Genomic DNA, 19,254 nt, shown 5'->3' on the forward strand with positions numbered 1-19,254 from the left:
TCAGTTCACTTCCCGGTGGCCTTGGCCAGGGCCTGCTCGATGCCCTGCAACTGGGTGGTCTGCCACTGCTGGAAGGAGGCCCCGGCAGGGCTGAGGGTCTCGGTCACCGTGGCGACCGGGATGCCCTGCGCCTTGGCCTCCTTGACCTGCGCCTGCACGTCCGGCGTGGAGTTCTGGGAGTTATAGACGTAGATCTTGATCTTCTTGTTCTTGATCTGCTGGTCGATGGTGGCCTTGTCCTTGGCCGTGGGGTCGGAGCCCTCGCTCATCGCGTCCAGGAACGTCTCCGGGGTGAGCATCTTCAGCCCCAGACCGTCCGACAGCGGCGTGACGATGGACTCTGAGGCACCGATCGGGGTGCCCGCGTACTTCGCCTTGATGCCGACGATGAGCTTGTTGTAGCCGGCGAGGGTCTTCGTCTCGAAGGTCGTCTTCTGCTGGTCGAAGTAGGAGGCGTCGGCCGGGTCGATCTTCTTGTAGTCGGCGGTGATCTTCTCGATGACCTGGTGGACGTTGTCCGGGGAGTACCAGCGGTGCGGGTTGCCGCCCGGCTTGATGCCGACCAGGTCGCCGACCTTGAGCTGGGTGCGTCCGCTGCCGGGGTTGGCGGCCAGCAGCTTGTCGGCCCAGGCGTCGTAGCCGATGCCGTTGACGATCGTGTACTGGGCGCCGGCCACGGTGCGGGCGTCGGCGGCGGTCGGCTCGTAGGCGTGCGGGTCGGTGTCCGGGTTGGTGATGATGCTGGTCACCTTCACGTGGCTGCCGCCGAGCTGGGAGGCGATGCTGCCCCAGAAGTTCTCCGCCGCCACCACCTGGATCGTCTTGCCCGAGCCGCTGCCGCTGCCGGTCGCGGCGGTGTCGGTGGTGTGCGAGGAGGAGGTCGAGCAGGCGGTCGCCGTCACGGCCGTCAGGACGGCCGTCGCGGTGACCAGTGCGATCCTCGCGGTCGGCTGGGCGGAACGGACGGCGGGGGCGGTGGACATGCGGGAGCTCCTTCGGGCGATGCCGGGCGCGCGGCACACACGCGCCGGCCGGGTGGCGACACCTTCGACGCTAAGTGGAAATGATTTTCAGATCAATGGAAGATGAAAACCGTTGCCATCTTTTGACCGGGCGTACGACTGCTCCGGGGGCTTCGCAGGTAGGGGGTGCGGCGGATGCCGCCAAAGGGACGACGTGCGGCCTGACTGCCGAACGCCGGTTCCGGCAGGCGGCGGTCGCGATCGGCAGTGGTTCAGCAGTCGCGGAACTCCGGCGACTGGTTGAGGATCTGCGCCCGCAGCGAGGTGAAGCGGCTGTGGGCCTCGCCGCCGCGTGCCTCGGGGTGGAAGGCGGCGACGCGGTGGCAGTTCTGGAAGGCGAGGGCGATACCGAAGTGGCGTTCCAGGCTGACGCGGCTGGCGTCGCTGGACAGAGCGCGCAGGAGCTGGCCGCGCTCCTTCTCGGAGGGTGGCGGGGCCTGGTTGTCGGCGAACTCCGCGGTGCCGGAGCGCAGTTCCTCGGCGAGGCGGGCGATGAGGTCGTAGGCGTACGGCAGGGAGGTGCGCACCGTTTCCACGAAGTCCTGCTCCCGTACCTCGCCGTTCTCGGCTTCGGCGAGCAGCTGCGGGGAGACGTCGAGTGACATGAAGGGCTGTCCTGTTCTCTTGCTCTGGGTTCTGGTCTTGGGGGGGGCAGGCGACGGCGGCCAGTGCCGTGGGGCCGTGCCGGAAGTCCGGGTCGACCTGGCCGGCGAGGTCCTGGCCGGTGGCTTCGTTGGCCCAGGCGGCGGCGTTGCGCAGGTGGAAGTCCACGGCGTGCTTCTGAAAGGCCGCCCAGTCCTTGGGGCGGGCGTCCACGGCCGCGCGCAGCAGGTCCAGGGTGTGGGTGTTGTGCGGCTCCAGCTCGCTGTGGCTACGGCCCTGTTCCTGGGCGCGCACGCACGTAGGAGGGCTGCTCGCAGTGCGCGAGCAGATCGTCGCCGACGTGCTCCTTGAGGAAGAGCAGGTCGTCCTCGCCGGTGACCTTGTTGCCGACGACGGCGATCGGGATGCCGAACTCGGCCGCGTGGTCGCGGTACTGGCGGTACACCGAGACGCTCTTGCGGGTCGGCTCGACGACCGGGAACGTCATGTCGAAGCGGGTGAAGCGGCCGGAGGCGAAGGCGTCGGCGCCGGCGGTCATGTCGACGACGACGTACTCTCCGGGGCCGTCCACGAGGTGGTTCAGGTACAGCTCGACCGCACCGAGCTTGGAGTGGTAGCAGGCCACTCCGAGGTCGCTCTCGTCGAAGGTGCCGGTCACCATGAGCGGTACGCCGCCGACCTCCTGGACGTGGCGGCCGTGGATCTCGTCGTCGCCGAGCAGCCGCAGCAGCCGGGAGCCGCGTCCGGGCGGGGGTGTCTTGACCATGGCGTCGCGGGACGGGATCCGCGGGTTGGTGCCCCGCAGGTAGTCCTTGATCTCGCCGGTGCGCGCGCTGAGCGGCGGGGCGGCGAAGAGCTCGTCCTCGTCGAGGCCGAGGGCGTGGGCCAGGTGCTGGTTGATGTCGCCGTCGATGGTGACGACCGGCGCCCCCGAGTGCGCCAGGTGATGGGAGAAGAGGGCCGACAGGGTCGTCTTGCCGCTGCCGTCCTTGCCGGCGAAGGCAACACGCATGGCTAACCGCCACTCTATCTATTGAAAATGGATGTCATGAGCATAGGCTGGTGGTGCGGCCAGGTGCTGTCAAATCCCCGGTGTGCCAACTTGCTGACCGCTGCGGCGGGTTGGGTCTCCGCAGCGGCGAACAGGGGATCTCTTTCACTCATGCGGAGGAAGCACGGAGATGAGCGATACCGCCGGCGACCGTCAGAGCCGCCCTCTCACCCTTGTCGTCTGCGGCTCATGCCCTGCCGCCGCGAGGGGAGGGGCGATGAACGGGCTGCGTCACGCGGTCCGTGAGTGCCCGCACGCGGTGATGGTCTCCACCGGTTGCCTGGGAAAAGTGCTGCATTGCCAAGGCAGCCGCGGGCTGCAAGGCGCTGTGCAGCCCTGCGGGACCGACCGCAGGCCCACTGGGATGGTGGTACGCCTCGGTCCGCTGGTGACGGAAGCCGACGCCGAGGCGGTGGGGGCGTGGCTGCGGGCCGGGATGCCCGACGACGGCACACTGCCCGACCGGCTCCGGGCGGCCCCGGCGCCGCAGCAGGCCGCCCCCCAAAACTGACGTGCTGCTCCTGGAGGTGTGCGTCAGTCGAGGTCGCGGACGCCGAGGCGCAGGTGCTCGATGTGGTGGACGGCCTGGTCGAGAAGCTGGGCGACGTGGTCGTCGTAGAGGCTGTAGACGATGCGGCGCCCGTCGCGGCGGCCGGTGACCAGGCCGAGGGCGCGCAGCAGGCGGAGTTGGTGGGAGACGGCGGACTGTTCCATGCCGACGGCGGCGGCGAGTTCGCCGACCGGGTACGGGCGTTGCCGCAGGGCGGTGAGGATCAGCAGGCGGGACGGTGTGGCCAGGGCCTGGAGCGTTGTGGCGACGGAGGCGGCGGTGGCCTCGTCGAGCCGGGCGGCCGCGAGGACGTCGCGGCCGCCGGCGTCGAGGTCATCGGCGTGCACGGGCGCGGGCCTCGCGCGGTGGGCGGATGAGCTGGAGGGCCAGGGCGGCTGGCGGTTCGGCGATGCCGGGTCCGCCTTGGGCTGCCCAGCGCAGCAGGTCGTCGGTGCTGTCGTCGTCCATGGCGAAGCCGACCCAGACGGCGCGGCCTCCGGCCCGGCGCCCGGCGGTGGAGGGCTGGACGACGATGACGTTGGCCTGGTCGCAGGGGCCGAGGCAGTCCGTCGTACGGACCTGGAAGCCGTACTGAGCCGCGCCGGCGCGCAGGCGTTCCAGTTGCCAGGCGTGGTCGGTGCCGGGGTGCTTGCGGGGGTTGCCGCAGCAGCAGCCCCGGCACACGACGAGCGTGCAGGGGCGGGGAGCGGCCGCCCGGATCACGGAGCGGTTCACAGCGCGGTCCGGGACGGCACGCCGTACGTCCGGATCCGGCCGTCCCGCCAGGCGACAGCCAGCAGGTGCGGGCCTGCCCAGGCCAGCGCCCCGACCGCCGCACCGGTGCCGTCCAGTTCGCGCACCGGCCGCAGGCGTGCCTGCGGCCGCCCGGCCGTGGCGTGCCACAGGGCTACGGTGCCGTCGGCGCCGCCGCTGGCCAGATGCCCGGCCGCGCCCGGCCGCCAGGCGAGCGCGGTGACCGTCTCGTGGCAGCGCAGGGAGCGCGGTGCCGTGCCCTCCGGGCCCTTGCCGGAGAAGTCCCACACGGTCACGTCGGGTGCGCCGTCGGCGGCCAGCCAGAAGCCGGTGTCGTCGAAGGCGAGGCGGGAGACCTTCTCCGGGTAGCCGGACATGGTCAGCTCGCCGCCGTCGCGGGTGCGCCAGATGTGGATGGAGGCGTCCTGGTTGCCGCTGCAGATCCACCTGCCGGTGGGTGCCACGGCGAGTGCGAGGTGGGAGCCCACGTAGGGGTAGGTGGCGACCGGATTCTCGGTGTGCCGCTCGTGGCAGCGCACGGCGCCGTACGCCGCCACGGCCAGGCGCCGCCCCTGCCGCATCCAGGCGAGGTCGGTGACGGTGGACGCTGCGGGCTCGGTGCGCCACAACTCGTCGCCGTCCGTGTCGAGTACGAGCGCGCGACGGCCGCAGGCGACCGCGACCCGGGTGCCGTCGGCCCAGGCGGCGGAGGCCGACCAGGCGCCGTACTCCCGCACCGTCGTACGCCCGTCGGAGCGGCGCCACAGTGCATATCCCAGGGGGCCGGTCGCCACCACGTGCCCGGCATCCGGGGAAAGCGCAACCGCGAGTGCGCCTCCGGAAAGCTCGAACGCCCCGATCTCGGCGCCCATCGCCGCGTCGAGGACCTTCACCGTCCCCCCGGCCCCGGCGACGGCGACCAGATCACCCCGTGCATTGAGCGCGACGGGTGCGTCGTCGACGCCGGCCTCCCAGGCGAGCGGGGACTGAACCGTCGTACTCACGCGGCCGCTCCCGCCGTGGCCAGGCAGTCGGCGAAACCACGTTCGAGGGCCTCGCGGTCGAGGTTGCGGCCGATGAACACCAGCTTGTTCGTGCGGGGTTCGCCCTCCCGCCAGTCGCGTCCGAAGGTGCCGTCCAGCAGCATGTGGACGCCCTGGAAGACGTACTGCTTGGGCGCTCCGGCGATGGCGAGGATGCCCTTGGAGCGGAAGAGGTCGACGCCCTTGGTGCGCAGCAACCGGCCGAGCCAGGCGTTGAGCCGGTCCTCGTCGAGTTCGCCCGTCAGCTCGATGCCGACCGAGGTGACGGTGGTGTCGTGCTGGTGCTCGGTCTCGGTGAGGAAGGCGGGATCGTCGGCGAGCACCCGCTCCAGGTCGAACGCGCCCACGTCCAGCACTTCGTGGAGATCGATGCGCGCGTGCTGTGCGGGGATGATCCGCACTCCGCCGTTGACGGCCCGGATGCGGCGCACGACCTGTCCGATGGTCTCCTCGTCGGCAAGGTCGGTCTTGTTGAGGACGACGCGGTCGGCGAAGGCGATCTGCTCGACGGCCTCGTTCTCCACGCCCTCCGGCTTCACCTCGTCCAGGTGCTGGAGCACGTGGGCGGCGTCGACGAGGGTGACGATGGCGTCCAGCCGCAGCTGGGAGGCGATCTCGTCGTCCATGAAGAAGGTCTGCGCGACCGGTGCGGGGTCGGCCAGTCCGGTGGTCTCGATGAGGATGTGGTCGAACTTCTCGCGACGCCGCATCAGCGCGCCCAGAATGCGGATCAGATCTCCGCGCACGGTGCAGCAGATGCAGCCGTTGTTCATCTCGAAGATCTCTTCCTCGGCGTCGAGGACCAGGGCGTCGTCGATGCCGACCTCGCCGAACTCGTTCTCGATGACCGCGATCCTCATGCCGTGGTTCTCGGTGAGGATGCGGTTGAGGAGGGTGGTCTTGCCGGAGCCGAGGAAGCCGGTCAGGACGGTGACGGGGACCCGCTCGTCGCGCGGCTCTTCGGTTACGGGGGTGGTCAAGTCATTCTCCTAGTCGTGCTGTTCGGGCGTGGCGAGGAGGGCGGACCGCAGGTCGTCCTCGGTGATCTGGTCGACGCGGCGGTGCAGCGTCCAGCGGCGGGCTGCGCCCTCCATCGGCAGCACGACGACGACCGTTTCCAACGGCGGGCAGCCCGGTTCGGTGCAGGCGAGCTGGCGGATCATGACGGCGGTGTCGTCGTCGAGGCCGAGCAGGGCGCGCACGGTCTCCTTCAGCTCGCGCAGCTGCGGACTGGGCCCCGGAGGCCCGGGCCGCGATCCCAGTGGCATGACTGTTCCTCTCCTCCTTCTCCGTCCCCGGACGGCCGCCCTCCGTCGGTGGGGGACAGACAGTCGGCGCAGACGCCGGTGAGTTCGACGGTGTGCTCCACCGCGGTGAAGCCGGTCGCGGCGGCGATCCGGCCCGCCCACTCCTCGACGACCTCGGAGTCCACCGGCCGGCTGCGCCCACAGTCGCGGCACATCAGGTAGTGGCGGTGCCCGTCTGCGGGGCGCAGCCGGTACAGCCGCCCGCCGGTCTCGTCGCGTACGACGTCCACACCGCCGTCCGCCTCCAGCTCGCGCAGGGCGCGGTAGACGGTGGTCAGGCCGATCGCGTGGTCGCCGGCCACCAGAAGGGCGTACAACTCCTGGGCCGACACGAAGTCCTGGCAGCCCGCGAGTGCCCGCGTGACCGCCTTGCGTTGCCGGGTCGTCCGGCCGCCCATGGCGCATCACCCCCTGTGGCTCGTGCCGGGTCGGCACGCTCCACCGTAGATGGAAATGAAATCCATGTCCATATGAACGACCAGTCATGTGCGGCTTGGTTGGCGACGCCTGGTTCAGCAGTGCTGCCGGGACAATCGGACGGCAGGTCCTTGCGGGTGTGGGCTGTCAGGCCGGTGCCTTCGGGACGGTGGAATGTGACGGGAACCTCCCGGTGGAGCACCTCCCGGACTCCCGGCCCGCGTCGATAATGACCTTGTGCGCTCGCTAGCCAGGAATGCCGTCCTGCCCCTGACGCTGGCCATCGTCGGGACGGCCGCAGTGGTGGGCGACGCCGCGTGGGAAACTCATGCGGCCACAAGCAGTGGGCGCAGCGGTTTCGGCAAGTCCGGCGAGCGGGGCCAGTCCCCGCAGGGCCAGGGCCAGGACCAGGCCCTCTCCTCGCGCGTCGCGAGGTGCTGAGCCGGACCGCGCACTTTCGGTCGATTTGACGTCGACAGCTAGTGACAGAATGCAATATTCCGGACATCGAGACCCGCGAATCGCGCGATGATGGTCATATTTGTCCCCGGAGCGCGGCGGGACTGATTCGGGCGCGTTTGCGACTGGCGTTCGCGGGTAACGCCTGCACATCTGTGTGTTTCTCGTGTCAGATTGCGAGGTCTTGGTGGCCACAGTGGGTCACTTGTCTGTCTTCCCTTGGGTTCCCCTCCTTTCGGCCAAAAGGCGGGGCAGTTCTTCGTTCGTAGCTCAGCCGGTCTGGGGGATGGCGTGGTGCTGGAACAAGGTGGGTGTCGCCACGAGCACGTGGGCGCGGCGGGGGTTTCGCGGCTGCGGCACTGCGGTCGGGTGCCGTCCGCCCGTCATCGATGTCTGAGGTCCGTCACCCCTGAGGAGGCACGCCCAACGGCACGACCCGTGCTCCGCGAGCCGGCCGTATGACCGCGCGGGAAGCGGGGCTGCGCTTTCAGGTGCTGGGGTCGGTCGCCGTGCGGTGCGGGGACGCACCGGTCCGTCTGCCCGGCACCGTGGCACGCCGCGTGCTCACCTTGCTGATGCTGTCTCCCGGCGACGTGCTCAGCACCCCCCGTCTCGCCAAGGCGGTCTGGGGCTCGTACTGCCCGGCGACCGCTTCCAACCAGGTGTGCAAGGCGGTCGCCCAACTCCGCCACTCCATACCAGGCGCGGGCGCGCACCTGCTCACCGACGGCCCGAACTACCGGCTGAACGTCAGCGCGGTCGAGTCCGACCTGGTGGAGTTCAACCAGCGCCGCCTGCGGGTCCGCAAACTCGCGGAGAGCGGAGTGGGCGAGGCGCAGCGCATCCAGGAACTGCAAATGGTCCTGTCCCTCTTCCGCGGACAGGTGGCGGCCGACATCGTCGACGGCGACGATCTGGAGAGCGGCCCGATCCGCGCGGCCGCCCGGGTGGTGGAGGAGCGGCGGCTCGCCGTCCAGAAGGAACTGATCTCGCTGCGGCTGCGCTCTTCGCCACCGGCGCTGGCGATAGAGGACCTGCGGGACCTCGTGGCGCAGCACCCGCTCGCGGAGGACCTGCGCGCACAGCTCATGCTCGCGCTGTCCCTCTCCGGCAGGCAGGCCGACGCGCTCGCCGAGTACGCCGAGATCCGCACCCTGCTCCGCGACGAACTGGGCATCGACCCCGATCACTCGCTGGCCCAGGTGCACGAAGCGGTGCTGTGCGGTGACGCGCACACCTACCTGCGGGCCGGAGCCTCGCCCCGCGATTATGAACAGCCCGTGATCACAGAACTCGACGCGGGTAGACAGCACATGGCACCACGGGTCCGCAAGACGCCCGTCCGGGCCACCTGCACCCTGCCCCACGGGCCGACCGACTTCGTCGGCCGCCGGGAGGAGGCGGATACCCTGCTGCGGACCGCCAGGGCGGGCTCCCGGGGCCCGGGGCCGCTGCTCATCTGCGTCGACGGCATGGGCGGCGTCGGCAAGACGGCTCTCGCCCTGCACACGGCCCACCGGAGCGTCGCCCCGCGATTATGAACAGCCCGTGATCACAGAACTCGACGCGGGTAGACAGCACATGGCACCACGGGTCCGCAAGACGCCCGTCCGGGCCACCTGCACCCTGCCCCACGGGCCGACCGACTTCGTCGGCCGCCGGGAGGAGGCGGATACCCTGCTGCGGACCGCCAGGGCGGGCTCCCGGGGCCCGGGGCCGCTGCTCATCTGCGTCGACGGCATGGGCGGCGTCGGCAAGACGGCTCTCGCCCTGCACACGGCCCATCGGCTGGCTCAGGACTTTCCGGACGGCCAGTTCTACGTCGACCTGCACGCCTTCAGTCCCTGCGAGCGGCCCCGCGAACCCGCCGAGGTCCTTCAGGTGCTCCTCCGCTCACTGGGGATCGAGGAACAGCGCATCCCGGCGGACCTCGACAGCCAGGTGGCTATGTGGCGTGCCCGGCTGGCCGACTCCAAGGTGCTGCTGCTGCTCGACAACGCCGCGAGCGAGGCGCAGATCGTGCCGCTGCTGCCGCCGGGCAACGGTTCCGTCGTTCTGATCACCAGCCGCCGTCGCCTCTACGGCCTCGACGGCACCGAGCCCTGCCCGGCCTCCCGGATGAGCGCGGGCGACTCCCGAGAACTGCTTGAGCGGCTGCTCGGGGGCGGACTGGAGCCCCAGGCGGCGGAAGTGCTCGTCGCGTACTGCGGGGGACTCCCACTGGCACTGCGCCTGGCCGCCGCCAAGCTGCGCAGCCGCCCCACCTGGACGCTGTCCCATCTGGTGGAGCGCCTGGGCGACATGCGGCGTCGGCTTGCCGAACTCCAGGTGGGCGACCGGAGCGTCCGGTCGGTGCTCCAGCTCTCCTTCGACGCGCTGACCGAGGCGCAGCGCCACGCCCTGTGCGTGCTGGCCCTGATGCCCGACGCCGGCATGGGCGTGTACGAGGCGGCGGCCCTGCTCGACACCGATCCGGCCGAAGCCGAGCTGCTGTTGGAGGGCCTGCTCGACGTGAACCTCCTCGAACAGCCCCAACAACATCAAGCCGGCGGGCTGAGCCCGACGCGTACGACGGCGTCCGGACCCCACGGGGTCTGGGCGCCGTCGCGTGCGCGCGGTTCCGGTCAGCCGGCCCGCCGGATGACGCTCACGCCCTCGCGCACGGTGAGCACGCCCTGCCGCACCCGGGGGTCGGCCGCGACGTGCGCGTTGAACGCGCGCATCGCGACGGTGTCGGGCTGCTGGTCCCGCTCGTTGGCGACGCCGCCGAACTGGAGGACGTTGTCGGCCAGGATCGGTCCGTGCGGGTCAGCTTCGGCAGCACCGCCTCGTAGTAGTCGATGTACCCGGGCTTGTCGGCGTCGACGAAGACCAGGTCGAAGGGGCCGGGCAGGTCTCCGACCGACGCCAGGGCCGGGCCCTCCCACAGGTGTATCCGCTCGGCCCAGGGGGAGGCCGCGAAGTGCTTGCGCGCGATCGAGGCGTGCAGCGGGCTCAGTTCGCAGGTGTGGAGTTCGGCGTCGTCCGGCATCGCGTGGGCCATGCAGAGAGCGGAGTAGCCAGTAAAGGTGCCGATCTCCAGGATGCGGCGGGGCCGCAGGGCGGACACCAGGGAGGCCAGGAACTCGCCCTCCAGACTCCCCACCATCATGGCCGGCAGGTCCGTCTCGGCCTCGGTGTCGGCCACCAGGGCGGCCAGCCAGGGCGGCGCGGGGGAGGAGACCTCCTCGGCGTACTTCTCCACGACGGGTCGTACGATCATTCCCGGTTCCTTCCCGCGGGGTCGGTGTGGGTCTGCCGGTGCTGTCCGCGCAGCCGCGCGGACAGCCAGTGCGTCAGCTCCTCGTGGGCGGGATCGCGCAGGTAGAAGTGGCCGCCCGGGAACGTCGTCAGCTCGGTCCGCGCCGAGGTGGCCTCGGCCCAGGCCGCAGCGTCGGCCGCCTCGACCTCGGGGTCCTCGGCGCCGTAGCAGACGCTCACCGGTTGCTGATCACGATCGGGGACAACCCGGAACGCCTGGGCAGTGAGGCGTCGTTCGCGGCGTTGTGCGGGGTCAGCCCGGTCGAGCGTTCCTCGGGCAGTCGGCGGTACCGGCGCCTCAACCGGGGCGGCGACCGGCAGGCGAACGCGGCCCTGCACCGGATCGTGCAGACCCGCCTGCGCGTCGACCCGCGTACCCAGGACTACTACGAACGCCGCAGCAAAGAGGGCAAAACGCGGCGCGAGATAGTCCGCAGCCTCAGCGCTATGCGGCCCGGGAGGTCTTCCGCCTGGTCAGACCTGTGCAGTCGCAACCCTCGTTATACGGGCAGTCGTGAGACGTGAGAGGGTCTGGGGCGTGAGTGAGACACCCCCGAACACCCTGCAATACCGCTTTGACGGGCCAGAAGACGCTCCGGTCCTGATCCTGGGTCCCTCACTGGGTACCACATGGCACATGTGGGACCGCCAGGTGCCGGAGCTGACCCAGCAGTGGCGGGTCTTCCGCTTCGACCTGCCGGGCCACGGCGGCGCCCCCGCTCACCCGGCCGGATCCGTCGCCGAGCTGACGAGCCGGCTGCTGGCCACGCTGGACGCGGTCGGCGTGCAGCGGTTCGGGTACGCCGGCTGCGCGCTGGGCGGTGCGATCGGCATCGAGCTGGCCCTGCGGCATCCCGAGCGGCTCGCCTCGCTGGCGCTGGTCGCCGCCTCGCCCCGGTTCGGGACCGCCGACGAGTTCCGCCAGCGCGGGGTGGTCGTCCGCACCAACGGACTCGACCCGATCGCCCGTACCTCCCCGGACCGCTGGTTCACCGGCTCCTTCGCCGCCGCCCAGCCCGCGATCACCGAGTGGGCGGTGCAGATGGTCCGCACCACCGACCCCGGCTGCTACATCGCGGCCTGCGAGGCCCTCGCCGCCTTCGACGTCCGCGCCGAGCTGGGCCGGGCCACCGCCCCGACCCTCGTGCTGGTCGGCGCCGACGACCAGGTCACCGGTCCCGCCGAGGCCCGCACGCTGGTCGCCGGCATACGCGACGCCCGGCTCGCCGTCGTTCCCGGCGCCTCCCACCTGGTCCCGGTCGAGCAGCCGGCCGCCGTCACCGACCTGCTGACGCACCACTTCGCCACCGCCTGGCAGCAGCCCTACGACACCGGCCAGACGGCCCTGCCGAGCCTGGCCGCCGTGCCCGTCGCCGTGCCCCCACCGGCCGCCGCGCCGCAGGCCGTGCCCGTCGCCGAGATCGCCCCGGCCGCCGTACCGGCCGAGATCCCGGCGCCGTCCGACCGGTACGAGACCGGGCTGAAGATCCGCCGCGAGGTGCTCGGCGACGCGCACGTGGACCGGGCGCTGGCCGCGGCCGACGCGTTCTCCGGCGACTTCCAGGACTTCCTCACCCGCTTCACCTGGGGCGAGATCTGGGACCGGCCGGGCCTGGACCGCCGTACCCGCAGCTGCATCACGCTGACCGCGCTCGTCGCGGGCGGGCACCTGGAGGACCTGGCCGCCCACACGCGGGCGGCCCTGCGCAACGGTCTCACCCCGGACGACATCAAGGAGGTGCTGCTGCACACGGCCGTGTACTGCGGGGTGCCGGCCGTGCACCGCGCCTTCCGGGTGGCCCAGGGGGTCATCCAGGAGGAGACCACGCCCGCCGAGTGAGTGCCGGGCCGTCCGAGGCGGCAGGATGGCGGGCATGAAGCTCACGAAGAAGTCCCACGCCTGCGTCCGCCTGGAGAAGGACGGGCAGACCCTCGTCATCGACCCCGGAGGGTTCAGCGAGGAGGACGCCGCACTCGGCGCGGACGCCATCCTGATCACGCACGAGCACCCGGACCACTTCGACGAGTTCCGGCTCCGGGCCGCCATGGAGAACAACCCGGCGGCCCGGATCTGGACCCTGAAAGCCGTCGCGGAGCACATCGCGACGGCCTTCCCGGGCCGGGTGCACACCGTCGGCCACGGCGACACCTTCACCGCGGCCGGCTTCGACGTACAGGTCCACGGCGAACTGCACGCCGTGATCCACCCGGAGATCCCGCGCATCACCAACGTCGGCTACCTGATCGACGGCGGCACGGTCTTCCACCCCGGCGACGCCCTCACCGTCCCCCACCACGACGTGGAGACGCTGCTCCTGCCGGTGATGGCGCCCTGGAACAAGATCTCCGAGGTCATCGAGTACGTCCGCGAGGTCCGCCCGCGGCGCGCCTACGACGTCCACGACGCCCTGCTCACCGACCTCGCCCGGCCCGTCTACGACCGCCAGATCGGCGCCCTCGGCGGCACCGACCACCAGCGGCTGGCCCCGGGGGTCTCGGCGGAGGTCTGAGCGGGGTTGTCAGAGGCTCCGGGTAGGTTGTGAGACATGCGCATCGCCACCTGGAACGTGAACTCGATCACCGCCCGCCTCCCGAGGCTGCTGGCCTGGCTGGAGAGCAGCGGCACCGACGTGCTGTGCCTGCAGGAGGCCAAGATCGCCGAGGAGCAGTTCCCGTTCGAGGAGCTGCGCGAGCTGGGCTACGAGGCCGCGGTCCACGCCACCGGCCGGTGGAACGGCGTGGCGGTGCTCTCCAGGGTGGGTCTGCAGGACGTGGGCAAGGGCCTGCCCGGCGACCCCGGTTACGACGGCGTGACCGAGCCGCGCGCCATCTCGGCGACCTGCGGCCCGGTCCGCGTCTGGTCGGTGTACGTCCCCAACGGCCGCGAGGTGGAGCACCCGCACTACGCCTACAAGCTCCAGTGGTTCGAGGCCCTGAAGGCGGCCGTGTACGGCGACGCGCAGGGCAGCCGCCCGTTCGCCGTCCTGGGGGACTACAACGTGGCGCCGACCGACGACGACGTCTACGACCCGGCCGTCTTCGAGGGCTCCACCCACGTCACCCCCGCCGAGCGCGCCGCCCTCGCCGCACTGCGCGAGACGGGCCTGAACGACGTCGTGCCCCGCCCGCTGAAGTACGAGCACCCGTACACCTACTGGGACTACCGCCAGCTCTGCTTCCCGAAGAACCGCGGCATGCGCATCGACCTGGTGTACGGCAACGGCGCCTTCGCCAAGGCCGTCAAGGACGCCTACGTCGACCGCGAGGAGCGCAAGGGCAAGGGCGCCTCCGATCACGCGCCGGTGGTGGTCGACCTCGACGTGTGATGCCAGGCTGGGTCCATGAACCTTCCGTTCCTGGGCCACCGGCACAAGAAGAACGGCGAAGGGACGGGCCCCGGCGATCCCGAGTCGGTCACCGCGCTGCTGTCCGAGTGCGAGCTGCTGCGCGCGCAGGCGGAGCGGGCGGGCGTCCGCCTCGACGACACCCCGGCCTCCCTGGAGGCCCTGGACCAGCTCGTGCCGCGCTGGCGCGACGACGCCGAGACCCTGCCCCGGCTCGGCCACGACGCCGGGCTCTATCTCGGTACGGTCGTGGTGCGCACCGTACCCGGCGCCCGCTGGCGGATCCGCTCCGACGGCGAACCCGTCGTCCTGCTCTCCTCCGGCCGTGAGTTCCAGGTCACGGACGCCGGACAGGAGTGGGCCGCGAGCGGCGTCCCCGAGCTGTCCCAGCTGTACGCCGAGATCGCCGAGACCTGACCCCGCCCCCATGAACGCCCCCCATTGGGCGTAAATACGGCTTATGCCCGAAAGGTGCGTGTCGTCCCTCAACTCCGCTGTCGTCTCGATAGGTTGCGGCAACCACGACACAGCTGGAAGCGAGTTGGGCTGCGTATGGCCGTCGATCCACTGATCGAGCTGCAAGGCGTCAACAAGTACCACGGCGAGCCGCATGTCCCGCGGGACGTCGACCTCACCGTCGGCAGGGGAGAGGCGGTCGTGGGCGTCGGCCCCTCGGGGTCCGGGAAGTCGACGCGGTGCAGGACGGCCAACCGGCTGGAGACCGTCCGGTCCGGCACCGTCAGGCGCGGCGGCGAACCGCTGTCCCGGGAGGGCAGGCCGCTCGCCGAGGTCGGCACGGTCTTCCTGTCCTTCACCCTCTTCGCCCACGGGACGGTCCTCCAGAACGTCTCGCTCGCCCGGGTCCAGGTCCGCCGGCGCGGGAAGGGCGACGCCGACCGGCGCTCCGGCGCCCTCCTGGACCGGGCCGGCCTGCTCGCGCAGGCCGACGCGTCCCCGGCGCGGCCCTCCGGCGGCCGGCAGCGGCGCGTGGCCATCGCCCGCGCCCCCGCCATGGAATCCAAGGCGATGCTCTTCGACGAGCCCACCTCCGCCCTCGACCCGGAGATGATCGACGAGGTGCCGCAGGTCGTGCGGCAGCTCGCCCGTGACGGCATCACCACGGTCGTCGGCACCCACGGGACGGGCTTCGCCCGCGCCTGCGCCCGCCGGGTCGTCTGCATGGCCGACGGCCGCATCGTCGAGGACCGCGCCCCGGAGGAGTTCTCCACCGACCCGCGCAGCGAGCGCGCCGGCGACGTCCTCTCCGAGATCCTCAAGCACTGAGCGGGAGAGCGCAGCACCATGATCCGTACCACCCGTGCGCCCCGCGCCCTGGGCGGAGCGCTGTGCGGGGCGCTCGCGCTGCTCGCCGCCGCCTGCGGCAAGGACGGCAGCCCGCCCGGCAAGGGCCCGGCGGCCGACAAGCTCCCGCACTACCGGGTGGCCGCGGGCTTCACCCTGCCCGCCTCCGGCACCTGGACCCGGGCGAAGAGGCGCGGCTACTTCGTCGTCGGCGCCAAGGAGGACCAGCCCTACCTGGGCGAGAGGGACCCGGCGACCGGCACCTACGCCGGCTTCGACATCGAGATCGCCAAAATGACGTCCGCCTCCCTCGGTTTCCCGCCGGAGTCGGTCCGGTTCCGGACGATCGCCTCCGCCAACCGCGAGACCGCCCTGCAGAACGGCCAGATCGACGCGTACGTCGGCACCTACACCATCAACGCGGGCCGCAAGAAGCTCGTCGGCTTCGCCGGGCCCTACTACATGGCCGGCCAGTCCCTGCTGGTCCGCACGGACGGGAACGACATCCACGGCCCCCGGGACCTCGACGGCAGACGCGTCTGCTCGGCCGCCGGATCCACCCCGTACCAGCGCATCCAGGCCGACTACCCCAAGGCGGTGCTGGTCTCCTACGACACCTACTCGGCCTGCGTCGACAACCTGCTCACCTACCAGGTCGACGCGGTCACCACCGACGACGCCATCCTCATCGGCTACGCCGCCAAGGCCCCCGCCGAACTCAAGGTCGTCGGCAGGCCGTTCTCGAACGAGCCGTACGGCATCGGCGTCCCGCACGGCGACAACGCCCTGCGCTTCGCCCTGGACGACGCGCTCCGGACCCGTGAGAAGGACGGCGACTGGAGACGGGCGTACGAGGCCACGCTCGGCCTGTCCGGCGTCCCCGCACCCCGTCCGCCCGCCATCGACCGCTACCCGGCGAGCTGAGCGCGAGGACGGGCATGAACGTACTGACGGACAACTTCTCCCTCTACGGCGAGGGCTTCCTCGGCACCGTCGAACTCACTGTCTACGCCAGTGCGCTGGCACTGGCGCTGGGCTTCGTGATGGCGTCCTTCCGGGTCGCACCCGTCGCCTCCCTGCGCGTCTTCGGCACCGTGTGGGTCACCGTGCTGCGCAACACCCCGCTGACCCTGCTGTTCTTCGCGGTGGTGCTCGGTCTGCCCCGCTTCGGAGTCCTGCTGCCCTTCCGGCTCTTCGCGGTCCTCGCCCTCGGCTGCTACACCTCGGCGTTCGTCTGCGAGGCGCTGCGCTCCGGCATCAACACCGTGCCCAGGGGACAGGGCGAGGCGGCCCGCAGCCTCGGCATGACGTTCGGCCAGACCCTGCGCCTGGTCGTACTGCCGCAGGCCTTCCGGTCGGTGATCCCGCCGGTCGGCTCCACGCTCATCGCACTCGCGAAGAACTCGGCGATCGCGGGGGCGTTCAGCGTCACCGAACTGCTCGGCACCTACAAGACGCTCGGCGAACGGGGCTACGGCATCGTCTGGACCTTCGTGTGGATCGCCCTCGGCTACCTGATCGTCACGCTCGCCATCAGCGCGCTGTTCCACGTGCTGGAGCGGACGTGGGGAGTCACCCGATGACCGGCAGCACGGCGCTGTACGACGTGCCGGGGCCGCGCAGCCGGCGGCGGCACCGCCGCTACGGCGTGGCGGCCACCGCCGTGCTCCTCGGCCTGGCCGCGTGGCTCCTGTATCTGCTGTTCGACACCGGCCAGTTCGCCTACACCAAGTGGATGCCCTTCGCGTACAAGGGCATCCAGGAACTGCTGCTGCGCGGCCTCGGCAACACCCTGAAGGCCTTCGCGATCGCGGCGGTGCTCTCCCTCGTCCTCGGCGGGGTGCTCGCCACCGGGCGGCTGTCGGACCACCGGCCGGTGCGCCGGGCGGCCGCCGTCCTCGTGGAGTTCCTCCGGGCCATGCCCGTCCTGGTGATGATCTTCTTCGTCTTCGTGGCGCTGAAGGCCCAGCCGCTCACCGCGCTCGTCGCCGGCCTTACCCTCTACAACGGCTCGGTGCTCGCCGAGGTCTTCCGCTCCGGTGTGAACGCCGTCGAACGCGGCCAGCGCGAGGCGGCGTTCGCGCTCGGCATGCGCAAGACGCAGGTCATGGGGTACGTCCTCGTCCCGCAGGCGGTGCGTGCCATGCTGCCCGCCGTCATCAGCCAGTTGGTGGTCGCCCTGAAGGACACCTCCCTCGGCTTTCTCATCACCTACGAGGAGTTCCTCCATGCCGGGAAACTGATCGCCTCCAACCTCGACTACGATTTGCCCTTCATCCCCGTGGTGATGGTGATCTCGCCGATCTACATCGGGATGTGCATGCTGCTCTCGTGGTTCGCCGTATGGGTGTCCCGCCGCGAGCAGCGCAGCCCCAGGACCGAGGCGGTGGCTCTCGCCACACCGGGTCCCGGGGCGCTGCTGCCGGGCGGGGAGCCCCCCATGGCCCCAAAACCCTAGGAGGGGCGGCAGTTCACACGGGCCAGGCTCGTCCGGCGGCAGCCGGAGATCACTGCTCGCGCACGGGGACGGACACGTACGACGGGTCGTCCGGGGGCGAGGAGAAGGTCAGCTGCGCGCCGGACGGGTTGTGCTCGATGTACAGCGGGTCGACCGTGTCGACCACCAGTGCGAGGCGGTGCCCGGCGGGTACGTCGTAGGCCGTGGAGAACAGATCCAGGTCCACGTCGAACGGCGTGCCGGGCGTCCGCCCGTGCCAGGTGTACGGCGCGTGCGTGACCAGCTTGCCGACGCCGAGCGGCCCCACGTCGTACAGGTAGGCGACCAGGGTGCCGCTCTCCGCCGTCGGGGTCAGCGTGGTGTGCAGCGTGGCCGTGCCCCGCACCGCCTGCGGGCCGGCGTACCGCTGCGACTGCCACACGGCCGCCCACCGGCGCGGCAGCAGCGGGATCGAGGCCATCGGCGGCAGCTTGGCGACCTGGTCCAGGATGCTGGAGAGGAAGACGATCCCGCCGTCCGCGCCCGAGTCGACGCCCGCGTGGATCGTGGCCTGGTCCGCGAGCGCGATCTTCCGCCGGGTCGCGCCGACCGACTTCCAGTCCGGGTAGCCCTCGTATCCCCCCGCGCTACGGGACTCCAGCTGGACCGGCTGCTCGCGGTCGATGCCGTTGCCGGCGCCCTTGAGGTAGTGGTCGAGCCAGCGCTGTGTGTCCGTCCAGACGTCGTTGGGCAGCCCGAACAGTCCCGTCAGCTCGGCGGTGGCGTGGTCGCCGGGGCGCAGCTCCAGCCGCTTGGGCACCTTGAGCTTCTCGTAGAAGGCGGCGTACTCGTTCGGGTTGAAGACGGTGTCGCCCCAGGCGTTGGCGAGCATCACGGCGGCGCCGTTGCGGTTGAGCTGGTCGACATAGGTCGCGGGGGAACGCTTTCGCCCCCAGGCGATCATCTCCTGCTCCTTCGACAGGTTCGAGGAGTAGAGGTTCGCGAACGTCTCGCGCAGTTCCGGGCTCTCGCGGCCGGTGAGGGTGGCCGCGCCGTCCAGCACGCCGAGCGCCTGGACGTGCTGGGTGCGGCCCGAGTAGATCGAGTCGACCAGGTCCCCCCAGCCGCTGAGCGCGGCCACCGCCCTGACCCGCTTGTCGTGGGCGGCGGCGAGCAGGCTGATCCCGGCGCCGTACGACACCCCCGCCATGCCGATGTGCCGCGGGTCGGCCGGCGTGTGGGCGAGGGCCCAGTCGATGACCTTGGAGGCGTCCGCCACGTCCGGCGGACCGGCCACTTCTATCTGCCCGCCGGACTGCCAGAAGCCGCGCACGTTGTAGCTGAGCACCACGTAGCCGGCGTCCGCGAGCCTGCGCGCCTGCGCCAGGTACTCGACCTGGGGCAGGGACCAGCTCGTGGGCAGCACGACGAGCGGGTAGCGGTGTGCGCCGCCCGCGTTCGCGGGTGCGACGACGTTGGCCTTCAGCACGGTGCCGCCGTCGCCGGTGATGTCCACGAAGCGGACCGCTGGGGCGGCGGCCCGGGCGGCTGGGGCCAGGCCCACGACGCCCCCGCAGACCAGCGCCGCCGAGAGGGTCGAGGCGGCCGCGGTGCGCATAGCGGTGCCCTGTCTCATGGGTCACTCCTTCACTCGTGTCAGTGCAAA

23 protein-coding genes and 2 pseudogenes are annotated in these 19,254 nt (G+C 71.2%); 11 read left to right on the forward strand and 14 right to left on the reverse strand.

The window, feature by feature from the left end; all coding sequences use genetic code 11:
- Positions 1–5: 5 nt before the first annotated feature.
- The 3 genes from ACZ60X_RS06470 to ACZ60X_RS06480 all read right to left on the reverse strand — a co-directional run bounded on the left by ACZ60X_RS06470 (position 6) and on the right by ACZ60X_RS06480 (position 2,637).
- On the reverse strand, positions 6–983 hold the full coding sequence (locus ACZ60X_RS06470) for a metal ABC transporter solute-binding protein, Zn/Mn family (protein WP_469594023.1): 978 nt from the start codon (positions 981–983) through the stop codon (positions 6–8).
- A 251-nt stretch (positions 984–1,234) separates the two neighbouring features.
- A complete protein-coding gene (locus ACZ60X_RS06475) occupies positions 1,235–1,627 on the reverse strand; it encodes an SCO5389 family protein (RefSeq protein ID WP_469594026.1) in 393 nt (130 codons plus the stop codon).
- 266 nt (positions 1,628–1,893) lie between these two features.
- Positions 1,894–2,637 carry an ATP-binding protein gene (locus tag ACZ60X_RS06480; RefSeq protein ID WP_469594028.1) on the reverse strand — a complete coding sequence of 248 codons (744 nt, stop codon included), beginning with the start codon at positions 2,635–2,637 and terminating at the stop codon, positions 1,894–1,896.
- A 256-nt stretch (positions 2,638–2,893) separates the two neighbouring features.
- Here ACZ60X_RS06480 and ACZ60X_RS06485 point away from each other — a divergent pair, with 256 nt between their 5' ends.
- A complete protein-coding gene (locus ACZ60X_RS06485; RefSeq protein ID WP_469594031.1) occupies positions 2,894–3,187 on the forward strand; it encodes a hypothetical protein in 294 nt (97 codons plus the stop codon).
- 23 nt (positions 3,188–3,210) lie between these two features.
- Here the strand turns inward: ACZ60X_RS06485 and ACZ60X_RS06490 are convergent, their stop codons facing one another.
- The 6 genes from ACZ60X_RS06490 to ACZ60X_RS06515 are packed head-to-tail and all read right to left on the reverse strand — an operon-like array spanning position 3,211 to position 6,727.
- On the reverse strand, positions 3,211–3,573 hold the full coding sequence (locus ACZ60X_RS06490) for an ArsR/SmtB family transcription factor (protein ID WP_469594033.1): 363 nt from the start codon (positions 3,571–3,573) through the stop codon (positions 3,211–3,213).
- Complete coding sequence (locus tag ACZ60X_RS06495; protein ID WP_469594035.1) at positions 3,560–3,961, reverse strand: (2Fe-2S) ferredoxin domain-containing protein; 402 nt, start codon at positions 3,959–3,961, stop codon at positions 3,560–3,562. Before ACZ60X_RS06495 ends, ACZ60X_RS06490 begins: the two co-directional genes overlap by 14 nt.
- Positions 3,958–4,983 carry a WD40 repeat domain-containing protein gene (locus tag ACZ60X_RS06500; protein ID WP_469594037.1) on the reverse strand — a complete coding sequence of 342 codons (1,026 nt, stop codon included), beginning with the start codon at positions 4,981–4,983 and terminating at the stop codon, positions 3,958–3,960. The genes ACZ60X_RS06495 and ACZ60X_RS06500 overlap by 4 nt, the downstream gene beginning before the upstream one ends.
- Positions 4,980–6,002, reverse strand: coding sequence for a CobW family GTP-binding protein (locus ACZ60X_RS06505; RefSeq protein ID WP_469594039.1), 1,023 nt, complete (start codon positions 6,000–6,002; stop codon positions 4,980–4,982). The genes ACZ60X_RS06500 and ACZ60X_RS06505 overlap by 4 nt, the downstream gene beginning before the upstream one ends.
- 9 nt (positions 6,003–6,011) lie before the next feature.
- On the reverse strand, positions 6,012–6,224 hold the full coding sequence (locus ACZ60X_RS06510) for a hypothetical protein (RefSeq protein WP_469594042.1): 213 nt from the start codon (positions 6,222–6,224) through the stop codon (positions 6,012–6,014).
- An 8-nt stretch (positions 6,225–6,232) separates the two neighbouring features.
- Complete coding sequence (locus tag ACZ60X_RS06515; RefSeq protein WP_469594045.1) at positions 6,233–6,727, reverse strand: Fur family transcriptional regulator; 495 nt, start codon at positions 6,725–6,727, stop codon at positions 6,233–6,235.
- 936 nt (positions 6,728–7,663) lie between these two features.
- On the opposite strand from ACZ60X_RS06515, the gene ACZ60X_RS06520 reads away from it, so the two are divergent.
- Positions 7,664–8,746, forward strand: a complete 1,083-nt coding sequence (locus tag ACZ60X_RS06520) for an AfsR/SARP family transcriptional regulator (RefSeq protein WP_469594048.1) — start codon at positions 7,664–7,666, stop codon at positions 8,744–8,746.
- A 352-nt stretch (positions 8,747–9,098) separates the two neighbouring features.
- On the opposite strand, the gene ACZ60X_RS06525 is transcribed toward ACZ60X_RS06520, so the two are convergent.
- The 4 genes and pseudogenes from ACZ60X_RS06525 to ACZ60X_RS06540 form a co-directional block, all read right to left on the reverse strand.
- A complete protein-coding gene (locus tag ACZ60X_RS06525; RefSeq protein ID WP_469594051.1) occupies positions 9,099–9,746 on the reverse strand; it encodes a hypothetical protein in 648 nt (215 codons plus the stop codon).
- An 83-nt stretch (positions 9,747–9,829) separates the two neighbouring features.
- Positions 9,830–10,132, reverse strand: a complete 303-nt coding sequence (locus ACZ60X_RS06530; protein ID WP_469594416.1) for a hypothetical protein — start codon at positions 10,130–10,132, stop codon at positions 9,830–9,832.
- A pseudogene (locus tag ACZ60X_RS06535) lies at positions 10,024–10,467 on the reverse strand (O-methyltransferase); the annotation flags it as partial. The pseudogene ACZ60X_RS06535 and the gene ACZ60X_RS06530, both read right to left, overlap by 109 nt.
- Positions 10,464–10,685, reverse strand: a complete 222-nt coding sequence (locus ACZ60X_RS06540) for a hypothetical protein (RefSeq protein WP_469594444.1) — start codon at positions 10,683–10,685, stop codon at positions 10,464–10,466. The pseudogene ACZ60X_RS06535 and the gene ACZ60X_RS06540, both read right to left, overlap by 4 nt.
- Here ACZ60X_RS06540 and ACZ60X_RS06545 point away from each other — a divergent pair.
- From ACZ60X_RS06545 to ACZ60X_RS06585, 9 genes and pseudogenes are all read left to right on the forward strand, one after another.
- Positions 10,638–11,023 (forward strand): annotated as a pseudogene (locus tag ACZ60X_RS06545) (transposase); the annotation flags it as partial. The gene ACZ60X_RS06540 and the pseudogene ACZ60X_RS06545 sit on opposite strands and share 48 nt — an antisense overlap.
- A 20-nt stretch (positions 11,024–11,043) precedes the next feature.
- Positions 11,044–12,345 (forward strand): bifunctional 3-oxoadipate enol-lactonase/4-carboxymuconolactone decarboxylase PcaDC, encoded by a 1,302-nt coding sequence (pcaDC, locus tag ACZ60X_RS06550; protein WP_469594053.1) that lies wholly within the window; start codon positions 11,044–11,046, stop codon positions 12,343–12,345.
- Between the two features lie 34 nt (positions 12,346–12,379).
- Positions 12,380–13,015, forward strand: coding sequence for an MBL fold metallo-hydrolase (locus ACZ60X_RS06555; protein ID WP_469594055.1), 636 nt, complete (start codon positions 12,380–12,382; stop codon positions 13,013–13,015).
- A gap of 36 nt (positions 13,016–13,051) precedes the next feature.
- On the forward strand, positions 13,052–13,831 hold the full coding sequence (locus ACZ60X_RS06560) for an exodeoxyribonuclease III (protein WP_469594058.1): 780 nt from the start codon (positions 13,052–13,054) through the stop codon (positions 13,829–13,831).
- 15 nt (positions 13,832–13,846) lie between these two features.
- Positions 13,847–14,266 carry a DUF6278 family protein gene (locus ACZ60X_RS06565; protein ID WP_469594061.1) on the forward strand — a complete coding sequence of 140 codons (420 nt, stop codon included), beginning with the start codon at positions 13,847–13,849 and terminating at the stop codon, positions 14,264–14,266.
- Positions 14,267–14,401: 135 nt separating this feature from the next.
- Positions 14,402–15,133, forward strand: coding sequence for an amino acid ABC transporter ATP-binding protein (locus ACZ60X_RS06570; RefSeq protein WP_469594063.1), 732 nt, complete (start codon positions 14,402–14,404; stop codon positions 15,131–15,133).
- An 18-nt stretch (positions 15,134–15,151) separates the two neighbouring features.
- A complete protein-coding gene (locus ACZ60X_RS06575; protein WP_469594065.1) occupies positions 15,152–16,075 on the forward strand; it encodes a glutamate ABC transporter substrate-binding protein in 924 nt (307 codons plus the stop codon).
- Positions 16,076–16,089: 14 nt separating this feature from the next.
- Positions 16,090–16,734, forward strand: coding sequence for an amino acid ABC transporter permease (locus ACZ60X_RS06580; RefSeq protein ID WP_469594068.1), 645 nt, complete (start codon positions 16,090–16,092; stop codon positions 16,732–16,734).
- Positions 16,731–17,609, forward strand: coding sequence for an amino acid ABC transporter permease (locus tag ACZ60X_RS06585; protein ID WP_469594070.1), 879 nt, complete (start codon positions 16,731–16,733; stop codon positions 17,607–17,609). Before ACZ60X_RS06580 ends, ACZ60X_RS06585 begins: the two co-directional genes overlap by 4 nt.
- A 49-nt stretch (positions 17,610–17,658) precedes the next feature.
- Here the strand turns inward: ACZ60X_RS06585 and ACZ60X_RS06590 are convergent, their stop codons facing one another.
- Complete coding sequence (locus tag ACZ60X_RS06590; RefSeq protein ID WP_469594418.1) at positions 17,659–19,206, reverse strand: alpha/beta fold hydrolase; 1,548 nt, start codon at positions 19,204–19,206, stop codon at positions 17,659–17,661.
- Between the last annotated feature and the right edge of the window lie 48 nt (positions 19,207–19,254).

The organism is Streptomyces sp. NPDC104106, from assembly GCF_055584345.1.